This is a genomic window from Paenarthrobacter sp. YJN-5 (assembly GCF_015040095.1).
Classification (GTDB): Bacteria; Actinomycetota; Actinomycetes; order Actinomycetales; family Micrococcaceae; genus Arthrobacter; species Arthrobacter ureafaciens.
In genome coordinates, this window is the sequence record NZ_CP053544.1 from 3,394,177 (window position 1) to 3,414,315 (window position 20,139).

General features: G+C 59.2%; 8 protein-coding genes. 4 read left to right on the forward strand and 4 right to left on the reverse strand.

Translation table 11 applies throughout. The features are described 5' to 3' along the window. Positions 1-51: 51 nt before the first annotated feature. Together pglX and pglW are read right to left on the reverse strand one after the other, a co-directional pair. Complete coding sequence (gene pglX, locus HMI59_RS15775) at positions 52-3,642, reverse strand: BREX-2 system adenine-specific DNA-methyltransferase PglX (protein ID WP_193591825.1); 3,591 nt, start codon at positions 3,640-3,642, stop codon at positions 52-54. Continuing rightward, complete coding sequence (gene pglW, locus HMI59_RS15780) at positions 3,639-7,814, reverse strand: BREX system serine/threonine kinase PglW (RefSeq protein WP_193591826.1); 4,176 nt, start codon at positions 7,812-7,814, stop codon at positions 3,639-3,641. Before pglW ends, pglX begins: the two co-directional genes overlap by 4 nt. A gap of 222 nt (positions 7,815-8,036) precedes the next feature. Between pglW and HMI59_RS15785 the strand changes: the two genes are divergently transcribed. From HMI59_RS15785 to HMI59_RS15795, 3 genes are all read left to right on the forward strand, one after another. Then, positions 8,037-9,953, forward strand: a complete 1,917-nt coding sequence (locus HMI59_RS15785; RefSeq protein ID WP_193591827.1) for a DUF262 domain-containing protein — start codon at positions 8,037-8,039, stop codon at positions 9,951-9,953. A gap of 211 nt (positions 9,954-10,164) precedes the next feature. Continuing rightward, a complete protein-coding gene (locus tag HMI59_RS15790) occupies positions 10,165-13,503 on the forward strand; it encodes a helicase-related protein (protein ID WP_193591828.1) in 3,339 nt (1,112 codons plus the stop codon). A 42-nt stretch (positions 13,504-13,545) separates the two neighbouring features. Continuing rightward, positions 13,546-15,156 carry an AAA family ATPase gene (locus HMI59_RS15795; RefSeq protein WP_193591829.1) on the forward strand — a complete coding sequence of 537 codons (1,611 nt, stop codon included), beginning with the start codon at positions 13,546-13,548 and terminating at the stop codon, positions 15,154-15,156. Between the two features lie 73 nt (positions 15,157-15,229). Here HMI59_RS15795 and HMI59_RS15800 read toward each other — a convergent pair whose 3' ends face one another. Then, a complete protein-coding gene (locus tag HMI59_RS15800) occupies positions 15,230-16,480 on the reverse strand; it encodes an IS256 family transposase (RefSeq protein ID WP_193591830.1) in 1,251 nt (416 codons plus the stop codon). A 159-nt stretch (positions 16,481-16,639) separates the two neighbouring features. Here HMI59_RS15800 and HMI59_RS26110 point away from each other — a divergent pair, with 159 nt between their 5' ends. Beyond that, complete coding sequence (locus tag HMI59_RS26110) at positions 16,640-16,879, forward strand: ATP-binding domain-containing protein (RefSeq protein WP_193591831.1); 240 nt, start codon at positions 16,640-16,642, stop codon at positions 16,877-16,879. 86 nt (positions 16,880-16,965) lie between these two features. Here HMI59_RS26110 and HMI59_RS15810 read toward each other — a convergent pair whose 3' ends face one another. After that, on the reverse strand, positions 16,966-20,034 hold the full coding sequence (locus HMI59_RS15810; protein WP_370583589.1) for a DUF3427 domain-containing protein: 3,069 nt from the start codon (positions 20,032-20,034) through the stop codon (positions 16,966-16,968). Between the last annotated feature and the right edge of the window lie 105 nt (positions 20,035-20,139).

Genomic DNA, 20,139 nt, shown 5'->3' on the forward strand with positions numbered 1-20,139 from the left:
TCATCAGGTACATCGTTTCTGTTCGGCTACGGCATCAGAATCTGAGGCCGCTCAAGCCGTACGCCGCCGCCCCCGCGCTGGTGCGGGCTGACGCCACGCGTTCACATCGTCGCGGGTCATCTGCAACTGGGCAAGGAACTGCTCGATTTGGCTCGTGACCGCCTGCGCCGCGCTGGACCCGAACTCGGGTTCGAGCTCGGTATGCCACTGGTGCAGCCATGGTTCCAGCTCAACAAGCCCGGCGATCAAGGGCACAATGGCTTCGTCAGAAGCACCGAGGCCCCGCTGATTCATGATCTCGCGGACCAGCGCGACCGCCTGGTCGCGATGGTTCCAGCCCGCCCACCCCAAGACGGGGCTGGAATCGCCCTCACGTCCGACCCCCGGGTAGAGCACAAACCGCTCTTTGGGCACGTCAAGCTTGCCACGGGCCTTCCAGTAGTCAACTTTCTGGAAGTCCGGCGTTGAGTACTTCGGCGGAACGGGGATTGTAACCTTCTCCCCCGCGTCCTCGCGCCGCTGCAGGTCCCAGACCGCCTGCCACTCGCGGAACTTTTCGAGGCCCGAAGGCTTGTACCGGTAAGCCGCGAGATAGGGGACACCTTCGGTTGGAGCAAGTGCGGCGATCACCGCCGCTAGATCTGGTTCGGGGCTCCCTGTCAGCTCCCTGGCCAGTTCCAGCAGAATATTGTCGTTTCGCAGCAAGTCCGCGAGCTGAGCCACCGAACGAGCGGTGGGACCCTGATAGTCACGCCACAGCTCCGCGTTCTCCAATCGGTCAAGGATGGCGCCCTCCAGCGCCTCCCGAAGTTGCTTGTCCCATGGAACTGTCGCCCAGCGGCGCTTGTACTCCGGTCGCTCCAACAGGCCTATGCTCCGGTCTGACTCCATGAGTGCAAGCCGCTTCTCAATGAGCGCTCGGTAATCTGCGGGCCACTCCACAGGCACGTCCTGAATCGCGACGGACCCATGCCGTTCGAACCAGACGGATTCTTCTTTCCCACTCCCGATACGCCGAGCAAGCTCGAGTTCAAATGCGCGCTGTCCAAGGCGAAGGACATCGATTAGCGAACCCTCATAGGTCATCGACTCGTCCGTCAAACCAAAGAGGGCGTATGTCTCCCAGTCGAGCTCCTCCTGCTCGAAGACAAGACGCTCTAGCAACCCAGATGACTCTTCATGCGCTCGGGCCAGAGAGCTCCCCAGCCCGCCATCTACACGGCCGCCGAGCCAATCGGCAATTACGGAACTTGGCGCCACAGCGTCAAGGGCACGCGCCAGATCATCCAGGACCGCACCTCGCGCCCCAAGAAGGCGCTCAGGGAGCGGAAACTCCTGAAGCTTAGTCCCAGTGAAATCGTAGAAGTCCTCCCATGGGGCCAGAGTCTGCCGAGCGCCGCTGGTGTCAACCGTACTGCCCTTGTTGTGGCTAACCTGCTTGAGCCAGAAACACGCCACAGAGCTATTGAGCACTGACAACAACTCGAGATGCTGTTCAACGGTCGCGTCCTCCGGCAGCGTGATTACCGGCGCGGACTGCTTGAAGACCTTTCCGCCGCAATCGAGTACGAAGTGGTTGTGCGTCGCAACAGAAGCGAACACGAGCTTTCGAGGGGCCACGTTCCGTGCCGGGAACTGAATCGCGTACTCGAACCATCGAAGGCCGCGTTGGCTCGGCGTCTTATCGAAATACTTTCGGTTGGAGAGCACGGTCCGTCCTCTCCAGAGAAATCTGGCAAGTTCCACCGATGGCTCAAGTGCAACACCGTCAAGTCCCGTAGGCACTAGCGACACAAGCGACTTCGAAGCGCACCAGTCGCGTATTTCATCGCCCACCACGAATGGAGGTGCACCCACCTCGCGGAGTCGGGCCGCAATACGATTCGGCGCAGTCAGAAATTCATCGTCACCAGTAATAGCAGAGAACCCGATCGATACTATTTGCGTGCGGAGCTTTCCTCTCGCCGCACCCTCGATCATTGCCATCATCGACACAGCGCCGCCGCCGCTGAGCGACCAAGGAAAGGTCGACAGAGTGTCTCGGCTGAGGTCGGCAACGCTGATGTAGGTGCCCTCGAAGCCCGGGCTGTCTATGTTCGCGGTGATCTCGCTCCAAACAAAGCCCTTCGATGCGTCCTCTGGCGTGCTGGGCTCACCGCGAACCCCGAGGACTGCCCGCACCTTGCTAGCAACGGGTCGGCGTCGTCGTCCAACGAGAATAAGTGTGGGGGTCCCATGGCCCGGGATGTAAGCGCCCGACGTGTCGATGACGTTGGTCAGATCGACAGGGTTGTGGATGTGATGCCCCGCGAAGAGGTCCTCGATGACTTTCTTTCCGAACTCACGTTTCATGAAGGAGTTAGAGGTGATTTGCCCGACGTGCCCGGCGCCCTGACCCGATCCGCCCCTGATCGCGAGACGGAAGAATAGTTCCATGAACGGCACAGACAGCGCGTATTTGCCGGCGGCCGTTTTGTAGGCCTTTCGGTAGATTTGGTTGAGGACCTTGTCCTTCACGGTGATGTAGGGCGGGTTCCCTACGACGACGTGGTATCGCCCGGGCTTAAGGATGTCGACGTATTCACCGAGGTCCTCGGTGGCGTAGGCATAAGTGTCCTCGCCGAAAAGACTGTCAGTGACGCCCTGCTCCCCGAGGAGTGAGTCCCCGATGGCGAGATGGAATCCCCAGTCCTCTATACCAACCAACGAATTCTCACCTGAGGCTAAAATGCCTGCGACCGTCAGTCGGAAACGGGCGATGGCGACGGCGAACGGGTTGAGATCGACGCCGTGGATTGAATCCATCGCCTTACGAACACGTTGCTTGGGGTCCAGACCGGGCGCGTCGACGGCCCACTGCTGGTTGACACGCTCGAATGCTCCTAGCAGGAAGTGACCCGATCCGCAGGTGGGGTCGATAAGCTTCAGCCCATCAACTCCAAATTCGGCGATCGCGGGAGTCAATGTGCGGTCGAGGATAAATTCCTCGACGAACACCGGTGTCTGCAGAAGCGCGTAAGTCTTCTTTGCGTGTTCAGACAGGTCCTGGTACAAGTCGCCGAGGAACCTGGTATCCAGTTCGGGGTCGGTAAAGTCGTGCACCAATGCGTCGTCAGCATTGGTGCGGCGCCAGAAGCCGATAAGCCCTTTCGCGGCCTCGGCGCTGATCTCTGCCGTCCAGACCGGATTGTGCTGGGCGTCAACGAGCGATGCTCCAGCGGGCTGGGCGGACAGAACCCGGAAGGACTGCTGGAGCCAGTCCCGGTCATGGTGGCTCCTGTTGAGGCGAAAATACGCGGTCTGGTTCTCCCGCGCGCGGCGGGTCCGGTCGCCGGGGCCAGCGATCCAGCCCACTGGCACAGGCAATCCGTCGAGGGTAGCCCCGTTGAGAAGGTCGTTATCCTCGCAGAACCGGATAAACGTCGTCGCAACGATCCAAGCGACGGCAGCTTGATCGACCTCGTTGTCCCGCCATGCAGTCCAGGACAGCCCTGTTCGCTCGCGTCGCAGCGCTTCGGTGTGATCCTTCTGTAGGGCTGCACCCCAAACGTTGGTCGCATCCTCGGCCCGCTCCTTCAGGTCGGCCTGCAGGGCCCGCAGTTGCGCCTTGAGGTCGGTGAGAAGGGTGGATGAGTCGATCATGCGTGGTCTCCGGTCGGGTTTGTGTGGTGCGGTTTGAGGGCCTCGTCGTTTGCGAGCTGGGTTATGTCACGAGGAAGGTCTATCCAACCACTCGGGCCCAGCGGTACAGAGCGGCCCTCCAAGAGCGGTGCACGTGCATCGCCGGCTTTAGCAACCAGAAGCCAACGGGCAGCGGGCCTCTTCGTCCCAGTATCCAGCAAGGTGGCCAACAACGAAGTCATTCCATAGCGGACGAGTGGGCCTGCGTTTGTCAGCAACAGCGGCCGGTTCGAGCTCAGCCAGTCTTCCCAGACGGGCTGGACCGATTTTTGGACAACACCCTCCAGTGCTTTCCACTGCTTGCTGTCCCGGTCCAGAGCGTCATAGCCGAGCAAACCGCTCCAAATACCGCCCGCCTCCTCTATCTGCTCTTTGGTCGAGCTGATAACGAGCCCGGCGACATCGACCACCTCAATATCGAACTGCGAAGCAAGGGTCCGGACGGTGGCAAGATACCGCTTTGGGGCCACAGTGAGAGTTAGGGCAGAACGCCTCGAAAGCGACTCAGTGAGCTTCCGTGTGACCTCGGCGACAGGTGTAGCAGCAAATTGCGTCGTCGAGACCGTGCCCGTGCTGTAGAGGACCGTACTCTTGGGCGCATATACGCCGTTGCTGCTCACCAGCTCGGGGTACAGCTCGCGCATAAGGGTGTTGAGGCGGTCGGAGCTTGGCGGCGGCTCGGTTAGATGCGGGAACCGCGCACTTAGGGTGCGCCGCACCGCCGTCTCGCTGATGGAGCGACCGGGCTTGCCGCGCATTGCGTGCTCGAGCGCTTCCTTGACGGGAAGCGCGCGTGGGTAGAGCTCTTGAAAACCCGAGACTGCTGCCGTCTGGCTCGCGGCTGCCGCCAATCGCAGGAGGCGAGCATCGGTCACCTGCCACTGGCTATCGCCGTCGAGGTCTTTGACGACGCCACGGAGTGCGGTGATCGCCGCACTGGCGGCGGCGACGCCACCGGCAACGAGATCATCGGCCTTGCTGCCAAGCTCGCCTGCCAGCTCGGTGAGCAGATCGCTGGATGGGGCTGCGCCACCGTCATCCGAAGCGGCGGCGTCCTCGTTCAGCGCCAGCAGGTCACCCTTGGCGCCCGCCCGGCGCCGAAGGACGAACTGCGGTTCAGTGTCTCGGGCATCGAACTCGACGATCGCCCGGACCAATGCCGTGCCGTAGCTCGTTCGCTGGGCACCGTCGAGCGTAGAGCCTCGGAGGGTTACAATCGCTGCAACGGCCTCGGCTACAGTCATGACGCGCGCGGCGTTTGCGACGATGTTGGTCAGCTCGCTGCGAGCGGCAATGAACGGCTTAACTTTCGACCACTCACCGACAGCGTCGTCGAGCATACCGATGACCCGTTCGCGCGTCGTCTGGAAACTGGCCGCGATTTCGGCCGCCGTGGGCCACGGGACAGCGTCCCCCAAGCCTAGGACGCTGTGGGCAAGCGACTTGTCCGCGGCTGGAAGCATTTCGATCAGGGTGTCGACGACACGATCCACACCGAGAGCCACTTCCACACCTGGTACAGCGTCGGTGTGGCGCAGCCCCGTTCGCCATTGGGCAATTCGCGCCTGAATTTCCTTGCGGTATGTCTCCCCCAGGCCGCGAATGCCGTTGATCTTGACCGGATGCACACCTAGCACGTCCCCTACAGTCACGATCCCGTCAAGGCGACGCAGAGCGGACAGGGCGTGGGCCGAGAGGCCGGACTCTTCCAGCGACGTCTCGAGCGTTACCCGGGAGGCGAGTTCATCATCCTTCTGCCGGGCGTCGACGTCGAGAGCGAGGCTTGCGAAGACGTCAACCCAGGCGCGCAACAGGTCCTCAACATTGCCGAACCGCTCTTTGACGTCCGGCGACAGCGCCTTGCGGAACAGTTCAGCGAGAGGAGCGCCAACTGCCGGGTCAAACGACGTTGGCTCGACCACCGGCCGGTCAGCCGCGTTCACGGGGGCACTCCCGCCGTTTGGCCACCAGGGCAGTACACCCGTCGCCATCTCGAACAGCGTGGCGGAGACCGCCCAGAGCTCCGCCGCCCGGTCATAACGGATTCGGCGGCCCTTACCCAGGAACGGGTCAAGGTAGCCGGGTGTGCCAGAGGCTATGTTCTCCAGTGGTTCCCGTGCCAGCGAGAAGTCGAACAGGGTCAGGTGCGGCTTGCGGTACGCAGGATCCGGGGCGATGCCAAGGTTCGCGGGCTTGATATCCCTATGGAACACGCCCTTTACGTCGACCAGGTATGCCATCGCCTCCAGCAGGTCGGTTCCCCAGCGCTGCAACTGCTCCAAGGTTGACTGGCCTTCCTTGACCAGACGTGAGGCGAGGGTCTCTTTGCCAGCGTCGGACATCAGCAGGACGTTACGGCCACCGAGCTCGAGCCTCTCGACGAGCCGAACGACACGCGGGTGCTCAAGCCCGCCCAGCACTTCAGCCTCAGCGTCGAGCCGCCGTCCTGCTGCATCGTCACGGGCGACCTTAAGGATGAACTCTCTGTCGTCGCCTGCTGCGTCATCAAGCACAGCAAGAGCAATGCCCGACGAACCCTCACCGCGGCGACCGGCCACGAGGAATCGCTCCCCGATCATGTCACCGGTCTGGGCGTCGAGCGGGTCTGCGATCTCCTCAGGCGGGGCTTGGTCGTCAGGGCGGCGCACCTCTGCCCAGGCGATCCTGATCAGTTCCAGCGCGTCCTCCATGGAAGCGGGACGTGCTTCCTCATCGACCGAAGTAAGGTCGCCCACGACTTCAGAGAGCGTGTCTGGCAGGGCCGCGGTTACAGTCCGGGGATCGAATCGCCCGGCTTGCTGCTGCAGCTCCTGGACCTCGACAATCGTCATTGCCGGCGCCTTGCCGGTCAGAATCAAGAACGCCAACGCGCCAAATCCGAAGATATCCAAGGGAGCGCCCGGCACCTCGGTGACCGACTGACGCGCCTCTGGTGCGAGCCACACAAGGTCTTCAGCGCCTGTGACACCAAGCAGATCGGTCACGCCACGGCTGATGACAGTCCAGCTCGTCGAATTGGCCGTCTCGCGATCCTTCTGCGCCGAGTACCAGTCACGCACCTCGAGACGGGGACCGTTGAACGAAGGCCGAACCCAAACCCGCTGCGGCGACAGGGCGCGGTGGAACAGATGGCGGTTGTGCGCGAATCGGAGAATGTCGCCCAGCTGCTCGACCATCGCAACGCGGTCGTCGAGCGTGAGGTTCCCTTCCTCATCGTCGAGAAATGCATCAAGTGACCGTTCTGCCTCCTGGTATTCAAAAACCAGGGCGGGACCGTCGTCGGTCACCAGGAACTGCTGGGGCACGGCGATGCCCTCATGACGGATGCCAAAGGTGAGCTGATACTCGCGCTGGGCGAGCTGCTCGATCCGCTTGCGCTCCGACACGGATGCTTTCGGAGGTACGTCGTACAGGCGCAGCCGCTGCTTGATCTTGGTCAGGTTCGGGTGTGTAACTACCACGTCCTGCCAGTCGACGCCCTCAGCGACCGGGTCGGAATCAGCCACTACATAATCGCCGACCATCCGGGTTTTCGGGGTTGGCCGGAAGTCCGCTTTGTCGCACAAGTGCCTTACGAGTTGGGTGCGCTGCGGATCGATAAGATCCCTCGGGTTGGCTGGCGGCGTCGCCAAGAACTCGCTCAGGCTCTGCAAAGGGGGCTTTGAGGTTACGTTATATCCATCAAGTTTGACTACGCCGGCACGGCCGGAGGGATCAACCGCGAACGTGGACCCTTGGCCGTGCAGGACGACGAGCGCGTTGACCCACGGGACGCTTCGTTCCATGTGAGGGCTGGACGCGTATGACTTAAGCAGCGAAGCGAGGCGCTTGCCCTTGCGATCCGTCACCAAGAACGGATTCGCGTGGGTCTTCCCGGGCTGATACCACCGTTGGGAGTCGCCAGTGATAGTTCCGTGCCATCCCTTGAGCTCAACGCAGAAGAATCCCACCGGAGTAAGCAACAGGACGTCAACCTCGGCGGTACGGTTATTAGTGTCAATGAAAGTCAGATTGACCCAAGCCGTCGTCCGACCGTCATCAGGCAGCACCTTACGGAAGGCCTCTAAGGCTGCGTCCTCTTCCGGCGTCGCCGGCGGGCCCATCACCTTCCAATGGGGCGAATCGGCCTTCATCTGTGTATCAGTTCTCCGTTTGCGTAGAGGTCGGTATGCAGGCTGCAGCTCAGTACAAAAGCTTAGTTGGTTATTGCGCGGCGAGTTGCCCTGACACGAAAACTTGGCCTGGAGGCCTACCGTTGCACGAAATCGCTGGTGCTGCACTCTGCGCGAATAGACGACAGCCACTCACCGACCAATAGAATCAGCAACGATTAGTGCCTATCAAAGGAGCTCGCCATGAGGCTATCCACCGTTTTAGATCAAATAGATAGCCAGGACATTGCTTTGCCAGAGTTCCAGCGAGGCTACGTTTGGAACCGCCAACAAGTACGAGGCCTCTTTACCTCCTTATACCGGGGTTACCCCATCGGCGGGTTCATGACATGGAACACGTCAGTACTGACAGCTTCAGCACGTGGCGAGAGTATTGAACGCGACGGCAGTGTAAAACTGCTGCTCGACGGCCAGCAACGCGCCACCACCCTCTACGGAGTCATCCGTGGGGTACCCCCGAAGTTCTTTGAGGGAAACGCTCAGGCCTTCTCGGACCTCTACTTCAATGTTCAAGACGAAGTTTTCGAGTTCTTTGCCCCGGTCAAGATGAGAGACAACCCCTTCTGGATTGATGTTTCATCCTTGATGGTGGACGGCGTCGAGAGGTACCTGGAGACTCATCCTGAGATTTCAAACCTGGGGGCGGCTGAACTAGTGAAGTTCATGGCCAGGATGACCAAGCTGGTTGAAATTCAAAACCGTGAGGTCCATATTGAAGAGGTAAGCGGCACCGACAAGTCTATTGATGTTGTGGTCGACATCTTCAATCGGGTCAACTCTGGCGGAACCAAGCTCTCCAAAGGCGACCTAGCGCTGGCCAAAATTTGTGCTTCTTGGCCAGAGGCCCGCGCTGAGATGAACCTGCACCGCACGAAGTGGCACTCTGCAGGATACAAATTCACACTGGACTGGCTGCTTCGTAACGTCAACGCAGTATTGACCGGAGAAGCACTCTTTTCGGCACTGGCCTTCGTGGAAACAGAGAAGATTCGTGTCGGGCTCAAGGAGGCTGCAGGCCTAGTCTCTATAGTGCTTGACGTAGTGGCTGCGCGGCTGGGTCTTGATCACGACCGTGTCTTCCCTGCCCGCTACGCCGTCCCCGTGATCGTCCGCTATCTTGCAAATAACGGAGGGCGTTTCCCGAGCGCCATCGAGCGCGACCGCATCCTAGCTTGGTATATCCACGCTGCCATGTGGGGGCGCTTCGCCGGATCCACAGAATCTCTGCTCAACGTAGACCTGAAAGCCGTCGATGCGGAAGGAATCGACGGGCTGATGGAGCAAATGCTCCGGACCCGGGGCGACCTCGTAGTACGAGAAGGGGACTTCGGCGGCAATACTATAGGCGCCCGCTTCTATCCCATGCTCTACATGCTGACACGTACCCAAGGAGCGAAGGACTTCACTACGGGCATTCCTCTTTCGGCGCACATGCTCGGCCGAAACTCATCTCTACAGGTCCACCACATCTTTCCCAAGGCTCGCCTCTATGAAGCCGGCTACTCCAAAGAAGAAGTAAATGCCGTGGCCAATTACTGTTTCCTCACCCAAGATGCGAACCTCGATATCACCGATCGTGACCCGGCAGAGTACTTTCGAGCTCTCGAACGCGATTTTCCTGGAGCAATCGCGAGTCAGTGGATACCGATGGATGAGAAACTCTGGTCCATCGACCGCTACCGCGAGTTCCTGGCCGCACGTCGCCAACTACTCGCCGACGCCATGAATAGCGTGCTAAACGAGCTGTGGCAGGGAGCCCATACCTCTGACGTAGAGCGCACTGAGCAGGCGCCACTTGATTTAACCCTTCGCTCAGATGTCATCGACGAACTCGTTCAAGACATCGCCGATCTTGGACTCGCCAGGGGAGAAATCGATATCGAAGTCCGTAACCCGGAGTCGGGGGAACTCATCTGTGTCGCCGAAGCCTATTGGTCAGACGGGCTGCAGCCAGGAATGAGCTCGCCCGCAGTTCTCGAACTCGACGGTACCGCAGAGGAATTAAACATCCTGGCAGCCCTTGGCTACCTTGTTTTTACCGATGTCGAAGCGGTCCGGAAACACGCTGCGGAGTTGACCCTCCAGACGACAAGCATCTAGTACGAGTCCTTATGCCGCAGCAGCCCCCCGTGAGGCATAAGGGCTGCCAACAGCTTCTCGACACGCTTCGCGTCCGAGGTCGCACTAAAACTTGCATTTACAATCACTGTATCCAGGCGACGTATTCATAGGTCACGTTTGCTTTTTCGACATGGGGGTTGTGCATGGGGTTCATCAGGGCCAGGTCTGGGGCGACTGTAAGCGAGTGCTCATGACAGCCGATAACAGCTGTGGGTATCACCCGCAGATCTCGGACCTCGGACTACTCCATGACGGAAGCGCCGGCAGAATCCTGCTTGTGGCCCCTCAACCAAAAGACTTGAACCTAAGCCACGAATATCGAGTCCTGCACAGCCCCGACCATGAAGTTTCACTCAGGCCGGGAATCTACTGGGCCAAAGTGAACGGCGAGATGAACGCCCTTGTCATCGACGGACAAGCTGTCCCCGGTCGGACGCCGATGCCCCCCGAACAGGTCAGTCTTGAGGAAGCTGACGAAAGTTCTCTGGGCGTCATCGGGATGGACTGGCTCGAATCCTGGTGGAATGAAGCCCTTCTCATTGATGCGCCCAAATTTCCGGCATCCGGTGGAGCAATTTCCAAGAGCACCGGCAGAGACACTCTCATCATGCGGCGACTGTTGACGGGACCTCGCTGGTCTTACGTGATTCGTCAGGATGGCCGAACGGTGACGGTATCGGAGTCAGACCTAGAACCGATTCCGGATGTTCCCGCTGCAGAGTCCTGGCTTCGTGAAACGCCCGCCTCCCCGGAGGCATTCTCAGCTATGGTCACCAGGGCCAAGCTCAATAAGGGTGTCACAGACACAATATTCTCCTACGGCGTCACGAAGACCATCATCAACCCTTTCCAGTTCAAACCGGTCTTGAAGTATTTGGATTCGGCAATGGAACGGATGCTCATCGCGGACGAGGTTGGCTTGGGTAAAACCATTGAAGCTGGTCTGCTATGGACGGAGATGGCGGCACGAGGTCAAGCGAATAGAGTCGTGGTGGTTTGCCCGGCCGCGCTTGTGCCGAAATGGCAGCGTGAGATGAACGAGCGGTTCGGCTTTGACCTGGAGCATTACAGAACGGCTGACCTCCGCCGGGTCATCGAGAGGCTCGAGGCAGGGACACTCCCCCAGAATTTCGCGGTCGTAGTCTCCATCCAAACTTTTCGGACGTTTGAGGGCCTTCAGCAGATGGAGGAGCTGAATTTTGCACTGGATCTGTGCATCATTGACGAGGCACATCAAATGCGAAATCAAGGAACAGCAAGCCTCAAACTCGGGCTATTCCTTCGTGACGTCTCAGGCTCCCTGGTCTTGCTGAGCGCCACCCCGCTCAATCTCGGCAACGACGATTTGCTGTCAATGATGCGCCTCATCATGCCCGGCGAAATCGAGACAAGAGCAGACCTCGACCTTCGTATCGACCACCACGAAGCCCTGCAAGCGTTGCGAAGGAGTGCAACAAATCCAAAGGTCTCCAATGCTCAACGACTACAATGGCTCAGCCAAATAGCGAGTGCTCGCATGGGGCGCGCTCTTCGCGAACGGGCCGCTTTCAAGAAGCTCGAGGAACTCCTCAGCACGGATGAGTATTCAGTGGTTTCGGCGCCGGTTCTCCGCGATGCTTGCAACCAGCTCCACGGCCTATCTTCGGCCATCACACGGACTAGAAAAACTGAGGTGCACACCGCCCGGTCAGTTCGCGAAGCAGTAAACGCAGTTGTCGAGTGGACGCCTGAGGAACAAGCCTTCTACGACGCATACGTAGATTGGCTGAGGCAGATCGCACAGGTGCGGAACCTACCTCCCGCTTTTGCTCTGCAAATGCCTCTCCGACTTGCAAGTTCGTGCCTACCCGCCACAGCCAGACAGGTTCTAGGATCTGAAAAGGAGGAAGCGAACGACGGTGACGGCTCACCAACTGTGGTCAGAGGAGGCAGCCTGCTCTCGGCTGAGGTCCCCCCAGCGCACGTCCAAACGCTCGCGCGGCGTCTCGCGGGTATCGATACCAAATTCGATGCGTTCTCCAAAGCTCTTCGAGGTTCAGAAATGACCGGGCGGTCCGCCCTCGTCTTCACTTTCTCGCGAAACACACTTAGTTACCTTTGCAGAAAGCTGTCCCAGACCCATCGTGTGGCGGCGCTACACGGAGGAGTCACGCCTGATGAACGTGAGTCAATAATGCGGCGCTTCCGTACCGGTGAATTCGATATCGTGATCGCCACCCGAGTGGCCAGCGAAGGCCTTGACTTCGAGTTCTGCTCTCTGATCGTGAATTATGACCTGCCCTGGAATCCGATGGAGGTGGAACAACGGATCGGTCGTCTCGACCGCATCGGTCAAAAATCGGACAAAATCCTTATCTTGAACTTCTCGACTCCGGGAACTATTGAGTCTCGAATTCTAGAGAAATTAATGGCTCGGGTTGGTGTCTTTGAGCATTCCATTGGTGAGCTGGAGCCTATTCTTGCGGAATCTTTTGAGAGCCTAAACGAGCTCGTAGTGGACTTCCGTCTGACGGAGAGCGAAAGGGACCGACGGATAAATGAGACGATTGCCGCCGTCGAACAGGGCAAGGCCGATGCAGCTGAGCTGGATGAACATTCGTCCAAACTTCAAGCTGAGGATCAATTCGGCATCAACTCGGTTGCGGACAGGATCAGTCGCGGCCGCTACTTAGGCCAGATCGAGCTTGCTCATCTGGTGGCGGACTGGGCTCGGCTCCGCGGGGGTTCAGTCAAAGTGGACGTCAAGAGTAAGCAGCTACGTGTCGACGTGAGCCAAGAGATGCTGCTTAAGATTGTCGACTGGAGAAGGAGCGAAGGTCAGACCTCAGCGGAAGTTTCGCGGGTCGAAAGGGCTGGGCGGGCAAAGACTCCCCTTGTCATGAGTCTTGACGCAGAGGAAGCCCGCGTAGGGGGCGGCTCACTCCTCAACGGACACCACCCGCTGGTCCGGGTGGCCTCCCGTGACTTCAAGCCCCATCATGTTCCGAGATTTGCGACCCTTCGTGCTACAGCCGATGCAGACTGCCCATCGGGCACGTATTTGTTGGCGCTGGCTGCGGCCGGTTGGTCCGGGCTTCGCTCAACCAGCGAACTGTGGGTTGAGGCGGTCGATCTGGAGACAGGTGAGTCACGGAGCCTCGAAGCAGGAGCCCTCCTCATGACCAGCGTGGCTGAGGGGACATTGACAGCATCGCATAGCACCGCTTTGTACCCTAACGCGGATCTCTATGCCGAGCAGCTGCTAATGGACTTGGAAGAACGACGCCATTCTGAACAAGATCGTCGTCAGTCGGAAAACGATGCGCTAATCCTGGAGCGCAAGGTCCGCGCAGAAGAAGTATTCAAGAATCATCAAAGGTCGATCCGTGAGCGGTTGGTTCAGGCCACCTCTCAGACTGTGCACATGTTTGAGGGACAATTGCGCAGAGCTGAGGAGCGACGCAACGATGCTCTTGCGAGGATCGCCCAGTGCGCCCACTCGAGTCTGGATCTGGAGAACCTGGCACTCCTGCAATTGGAAGTGATCTAACTAGTGGACGATAAGAAGCAGGTCCTTGCGTACGAAAACGCCATGAACGACCACTACCTGGAACTGGTAGCGAAGCAGGAAAAACCCCGTGTTGCCGGTCTCCGTGAGCGCAAGAAGACCGATTTCAGTCCGCTTACCGGCCGCATTTCCCTAGAGGGCGACGAACCCGGGAAGGTCGAAAATTACTACATCGGGCCCATGCATATCGATCAAGGTGACCTTTTTGTCATCAGCTGGACGGCCCCGGCGGCCGAAATCTTCTTCAGGCATCTGAAGACGTGGCAGACGAAGAATGTCCGCGTTCAGCGCCGTTTTGTTCAAAAAGTTCGCCGTTTAAGCAATTATGCCGACTTGTGGATTGGTCCACGGGAAAACCAAGCATTTCCCCAGAGCAGCGACGCTGAAAGACCCACCCCACCCAAACCCCAAGGTGGCTCAGCCTGGTTGGCAGGCATCAGAGCTACTGCCCGCCTGGAGCAAGCGCCACCGGAACCTGTGCTTTCGGTTGCACCCGCGGAACGCATCGTTCCAGGAGATGCGGCAGCTGCAACTATGGAGGACCTGCTCCGCGAAACTTTATCCGCACCTCGATCCCTTGGGCTTTCCTCTGTTCTGGCGACGCTGCAACCGGAACAGTACGACCTAGTTACTCGTACGACGGAAAAGTCACTTGTGGTCCAAGGACATGCCGGCACGGGAAAAACGATCATTGCCACCCACCGTGCCGCCTGGCTGGTACACGAGGATCGCGAGGCGGCGCTCGGGCAAATCTTGCTTCTCGGACCTACTCCAGCGTGGGAGGCGCACGCATCTACCGCGGCGGTCGATTTAGGGATCGGCAAGCGAAGGATCCTTGTGAGCTCCGTTCACGGACTGATCCTTGAAGTTTTGGGGTTTGAACCCGATGCTTACCGGCCTCGGCCTGTTGATTCAGTGAGAGTTCCGGAAGGAGCAGACGACGTTGTTAGGGCTGCAGCCCTCAAGTCGCGCCGGAGTGATATCAAGGGACTCGAAGCGCTCGGTGTTTTTTACGACGGTTTCGTGACAACCATGCACTTGGAAGGGCGTTCGGCGAAATTCCGCGCTTGGGCTGGCGACCTTCCAGCTACATTCAAGAGTGCACGAAAGAACCCCTTGACGTGGCCCCTTCTCGCCTATATGCAGGTCCTTCTCGAGCCAGGTGAAGTCTTCGAACACGTGGTGGTAGATGAGGCCCAGGATCTCAGCCTCTTCGAGTGGCGGATACTGGAGGAAATGAACGCTGGCAGCTGGACGCTGGTAGGTGACATGCAGCAGCGCCATTCCCTACAAGTCAAAACTTGGTCGGACATCACAACCCGCATCCCCGGTACTCAGTGGGACGAGAGCACCATCAACACCGGATATCGCACATCCCAAGCGATCGCAGACTTTGCCGCAGCGCTCCTCCCGAAGGCGGCTGGTTTCCGCAAGGCTTCGCCTCTGGGCCGTGGTATCCCACCACGAATTATCAACGCCGCCGCCATCCGGCGAACTGTCGAGTCCATCACCTTGGAACAGTGCCAGCGATTGGCCACGATTCGACCCGATGGCACGGTGGCGGTTATCACACCAAGGTCAAGTCCCGTGGAGTGGTGTAACCGTTTCGTGATCCTTCAAGGATGTGGGGGCTAGTTTTCGTTGTGATTGCAGATGCTCGCGACGAGCTCACTCACGGTGTCGGAGTACAGCCCAGGAGTGGGGGCGCTCATGCTGCGGCCCCGAGCTCGGGGAGCTCATGGTGCTGGCCGATAGTGTCGGTACCCACGAGCGTGAGGCGGCACCTCGCGAGAACGTCAAGACCGAGGTAACGACGACCCTCGGCCCATTCGTCAGACTGCTCCGCAAGAACGGCCCCGACGAGGCGGGTGATCGCGGCCCGGTTCGGGAAGATCCCCACCACATCGGTCCTGCGGCGGATCTCACGGTTCAGGCGCTCGTTCGGGTTATTCGACCAGATCTGCTGCCACACATCTTTCGGGAACGTGGTGAACGCGAGAATGTCAGCCCGGGCAGCATCGAGGTGGTCGTGCACTTCGGGGAGTTTGTCCTCGACGTAGTCCAGGAGCCGGTCGAATTGGGCCTCAACACTTTTCTGGTCGGGTTGGTCGTACACGGAATGCAGCATCGCTTTCACCGCCGGCCACATGCTCTTCGGGGTCACTGACATCAGGTTCGCAGCGTAGTGCGTGCGACACCGTTGCCACGACGTCCCAGGGAAGTTCGCGCGCATCGCTTCAACGAGGCCAGCGTGCGCGTCAGAGGTGATGAGTTTCACCCCGGTGAGGCCGCGCGCGACAAGGTCTGCGAAGAACCCGTTCCACGCCATCGTGGTCTCCGCGGTCGCCACTTGCATGCCCAGGACTTCCCGATGCCCGTCAGCGTTCACCCCGGTCGCGACGAGCACCATGGTGTTGATCACCCGCCCGCCCTCACGCACTTTCATCGTGAGTGCGTCGCACGCGACGAACGTGAACGGGCCGGCCTCACCTAACGGCCTCGTGCGAAACTCACGCACATGCTCGTCCATATCGGCGGCCATTCGGGAGACCTGCGACTTCGACAGGGAATGGATGCCAAGGGTCTTCACGAGTTTGTCCATCCGCCTCGTTGAGACGCCAGCGAGGTAGGCGTCAGCGACGACGGTGATCATCGCCGCTTCTGAGCGTTTGCGACGTTCGAGGAGCCACTCGGGGAAGTACGTGCCGGAGCGGAGCTTCGGGATCGCGACGTCTATGGTTCCGACACGCGTATCGAGTTCACGGGTGCGGTATCCGTTGCGGGAATTCACTCGGTCAGCAGAGGGCTTCCCGTACTCGGCGCCGCAGATCGCATCTGCTTCGGCTGAGAGGAGGGTGTTGATCATGGTTTGCAGCAGGGTGCGCATCAGATCCGGTGATGCGTCGCCCAGCGCGTTGGTGAGGACGGTGGCAGGGTCGACAATAGAGGGAGTGGTCATCGGTGTGACGCCTTTCGAGTGGGATGTGAGAGTTTCCTCGAAGGAAGATCCCGGTGGCCACGCTGACGTTTACTGGCCGGGATCGTTACACCACTCTACGGGGCACTACTCACACCAAACGTTGACGCGGTGATCCGGGAGGCCAGGCTTTCGGGTTGGATGCCAAAGGATAAGTGGACTTGGGGGGACAACGCGGATCGGACCTACTCGTTCCTGACCCCGGAAGAAGCACGGGGCTTGGAATTTGACGCCGTTGTAGTCGTCGAGCCTTCCACATTTCGCGCCAACTCTGGGTCAGATGGAAGGCTGTACACGTCCCTGACTAGGGCCAATCTGGAGCTTGTCGTAGTCCACTCTCGACCGCTTCCGGTTGCGCTGGCACGGGTGCTCAACGGCTGACACTGGAGAATCCTTTTTCGTCCTGACCTCGCGGCAAGGAATCTATGGCCACTGCCTTCCCGCTAGCTGGCTCAATGTCCACCCGCCTACTGCGCCACGGCTCTAGCCTTTGTGTAAATGTCGCCCGACATCGGCCGGTGCAGCTTCCACGTGATCGCGATCGGCTTCTCTCCCGTGTGCCGCACGTAATCGACCTGACCAAGGCAGATATATGGAACTGTCAGACCCGTCTCGTCTTCCGCTGTGTCGCGCGTGAAGAGGACGATGTGCGAACCGTGAGCGCGCCGATCCAAGTACCGCTTACCGGTTGGGCTGGTCTGCGAGGTGGCATTCTGCGACTCCCAGTGAAAGAGCTCTGGGCTAATGGCATAGTCCTTGTACATCGTGGTCGCGGAGTGCTTTCGATCGTCCTTGTTCAGGGTAACGAAGAAGGCGTCCGTCGACGTCGCCGGGCACCAAGCAACGCCTTCACGATGCTGCACGTTCTTCCCGAGTTCCAGCGAGCCATACTGAAGGGCAGCGAGAACTTCTTCACGCCGGTAGGTCGCGTGCGACAACAGTGGAATGTGCTGGAGTCCAGCCCCGAGACTCTTGCCCGCGTGCTTTGAGGCTGCGACGCCCAGGCGCAGGATTTGTCGGATCTCGCTGCACGCAAACCCATATGCGCGAAGGTGATCGAGACCGTCGTCGTACGTCTTGAAGCCACCGCCGTCGTCCCAAAGTGTGTAGAACAGCATTCTCGCGAAGGTCTGCTCTCGCGCACCCAGTTCGGCGTAGCGGGGCGCGTCGGCTGAAACCAGCATGGAGTAAGCGTCAGCGCGTTCCGGATCATCAACGTGAATCAGAGCAGCCATCCGCCCAAGGAGTTTCTTTTCGTCCGCACTTGATCGATCGTGATGGATCCCTTTGAGCACTGATTCAAGGGGAGAGAAACCTTCAATCAGTTGAGCTTGGCGCAGGTAACCCGTCCAGGAGTCACGGGTCGAGCGATATACAGCCTTCAGCTCATTACCCGACTCCCGCAGGTACGAGGCCAGTTCCGTTTCGCCGTAAGACGCCACGTCGTTGATCAACTGATTCCGGTTAAAGCGAAGCTGGGCCTTGATGTTGTCCAGCACCACTTTCTGAGCCACACGATCCAACACAATTTGCGAGCCTGAAGGAAGGTATGGGAATTCTTCCTCGACAGCCTTTTCAAGTTGTTTTCGTCCATAGCCAGTCAGCGCTCTGTAACGAAGATCGAAACGGAACTCGCGACGCTGCTGGCCGATAAAGTCCAAGACCGTGAGGACAGCCTTGTCGTCCGCGCGGCGCAATCCTCGGCCCAACTGCTGTAGAAAAATCGTGGCGCTCTGGGTCGGCCTCAACATGAGGATGGTGTCGACCTCGGGGATGTCCAGTCCCTCATTGAAAATGTCGACCGCGAAGATGCAATTTACTTCTCGATTACGCAGCCGGGCAAGGGCGTCTGCGCGTGCGGCCTCGTCGGTTCCGCCGTCGACGGCGACCGAGGTGATGCCGGCGTCGTTGAAAACCCGGGCCATATAGTGGGCGTGCTGGACCGAGACGCAAAAGCCAAGCGCCCGCATGTGTTCAGTGCCGACGACCTTGTCACGAAGTTCTCGGATGACCTTCGCTGCCCGAGCATCGTTACCTGTGTATAGGCGGTCAAGCTGAGCGGTATCGTAGTTGCCGCGTTTCCACTCCAAACGGCTGAGATCCACATCATCGGAAACGCCGAAGTAGTGGAACGGCACGAGAAGATCGGCATCCAGTGCGTCCCACAGCCGAAGCGCACTGGCGGTTCTTCCCTCGAAGAACTCTTTAGCGACGTTTCCGCCATCGCCGCGCTCCGGGGTAGCCGTGAGACCGAGCAACTGCTGAGGCTGCAGGTAATCAAGCAGTTGGCGATAGGTCGGCGCAATGGCGTGGTGGAACTCATCGATGACTACGACGTCAAACTGGTCTGTGCTGAAACTCTGGACCCCGAAGGACGCCAGAGACTGCACTGAGGCGAAGACATGCGTCCATTGCCGAGGCTTGTAATCGCCGACGTAGAGTTCACCAAATGCACCGTCATGCATGACGTTTCGGTAGGTGCCTAGGGACTGCTTGAGAATCTCTTGCCTGTGAGCCACGAAAAGCAAGGACAACGGCCTTCCAGCTGCTTCGCAGAGACGCTTGTAATCGAGTGCTGCGATGACTGTTTTGCCGGTCCCCGTGGCCGCAACGAGAAGATTCTTGCTAAACCCTTTTGACCTCTCTGCTTCCAGGTCTTCGAGCATTTCTTCTTGGTGCAGGAATGGCACGACCTCGAGCCCAGTGACAGTGTCCGGCGCGGCCGTTCGTCTCCCACCATTACGTTCCAGTGCCGCATCCAGCTTGTCGCCGTCTCGATCCGGATCGTAAGACTGAAAGGCCTTTTGCTCCCAATAGCTGTCGAACGTGACCTCAAACTTTTTGAGCAGCTCCGGTGTTGCAATCGAACTTAGCCGTACGTTCCACTCCAGTCCGTCAAGCAACGCCGCCTGACTGAGGTTCGAGCTACCTACATAGGCAGTATCAAAGCCAGTGTGCCGTCTGAAGAGCCACGCCTTGGCATGAAGTCGGGTGGCTTGGGTTTCGTAGCTGATCTTCACTTCGGCGCCATAACGCCTGACCAGTTCATCGATCGCGCGACGTTCTGTGGCTCCCATGTACGTGGTGGTAATGACCCTGAACTTCACACCACGCTCGTTCAACTGCTCAAGGGCAGGCTCAAGAAGCCTCAGACCTGTCCATCGCACAAAGGCGCAAAGCAAGTCGACGGTATTTGCCGATTCGATCTCCGTGCGAAGTTCAGCTGCAAGGTTGGGGTCGTCCTTGCCGTTGGTGAGAAGTGCCGTATCGCTGAGTCTAGTGGTGGGCCGTCTGAGCTGACGTCGCTTCAGTGCGTCCGGCCTATGGAGGGAGAGCAATTGACGCGGGCCGGGCGTCACTTGGTTGTCCTGTTGCAGCTGTGACAGGAGCCTGTTCGTGAGAGCCACACGTTCTTCGGGCTTAGAGGCGGCCAGCGCACCCCTCACAGCGTCGGCGATGTAGCGGGAAAGCACCTCAGGGCTGTTAGCCGGGTCGACGTCGCTAACAACGGCGTCGAAATCCGGTAGCAAGGACAATTTCGACTCAATGCCCGATGTGTGTAGAAGTTCGTAAAGTCCCTCGGGGAGCACTTCCCGGCTAAGTCCCCCATCAAATGTGTTCACTGCGCCAGGGTATGGGGC

Bases quoted from the DNA above. Each gene is read 5' to 3' on its own strand.
- pglX (WP_193591825.1), bottom strand. From the start codon at position 3,642: ATGATCGACTCATCCACCCTTCTCACCGACCTCAAGGCGCAACTGCGG.
- pglW (WP_193591826.1), bottom strand. From the start codon at position 7,814: ATGAAGGCCGATTCGCCCCATTGGAAGGTGATGGGCCCGCCGGCGACG.
- HMI59_RS15785 (WP_193591827.1), top strand. From the start codon at position 8,037: ATGAGGCTATCCACCGTTTTAGATCAAATAGATAGCCAGGACATTGCT.
- HMI59_RS15790 (WP_193591828.1), top strand. From the start codon at position 10,165: ATGACAGCCGATAACAGCTGTGGGTATCACCCGCAGATCTCGGACCTC.
- HMI59_RS15795 (WP_193591829.1), top strand. From the start codon at position 13,546: ATGAACGACCACTACCTGGAACTGGTAGCGAAGCAGGAAAAACCCCGT.
- HMI59_RS15800 (WP_193591830.1), bottom strand. From the start codon at position 16,480: ATGACCACTCCCTCTATTGTCGACCCTGCCACCGTCCTCACCAACGCG.
- HMI59_RS26110 (WP_193591831.1), top strand. From the start codon at position 16,640: ATGCCAAAGGATAAGTGGACTTGGGGGGACAACGCGGATCGGACCTAC.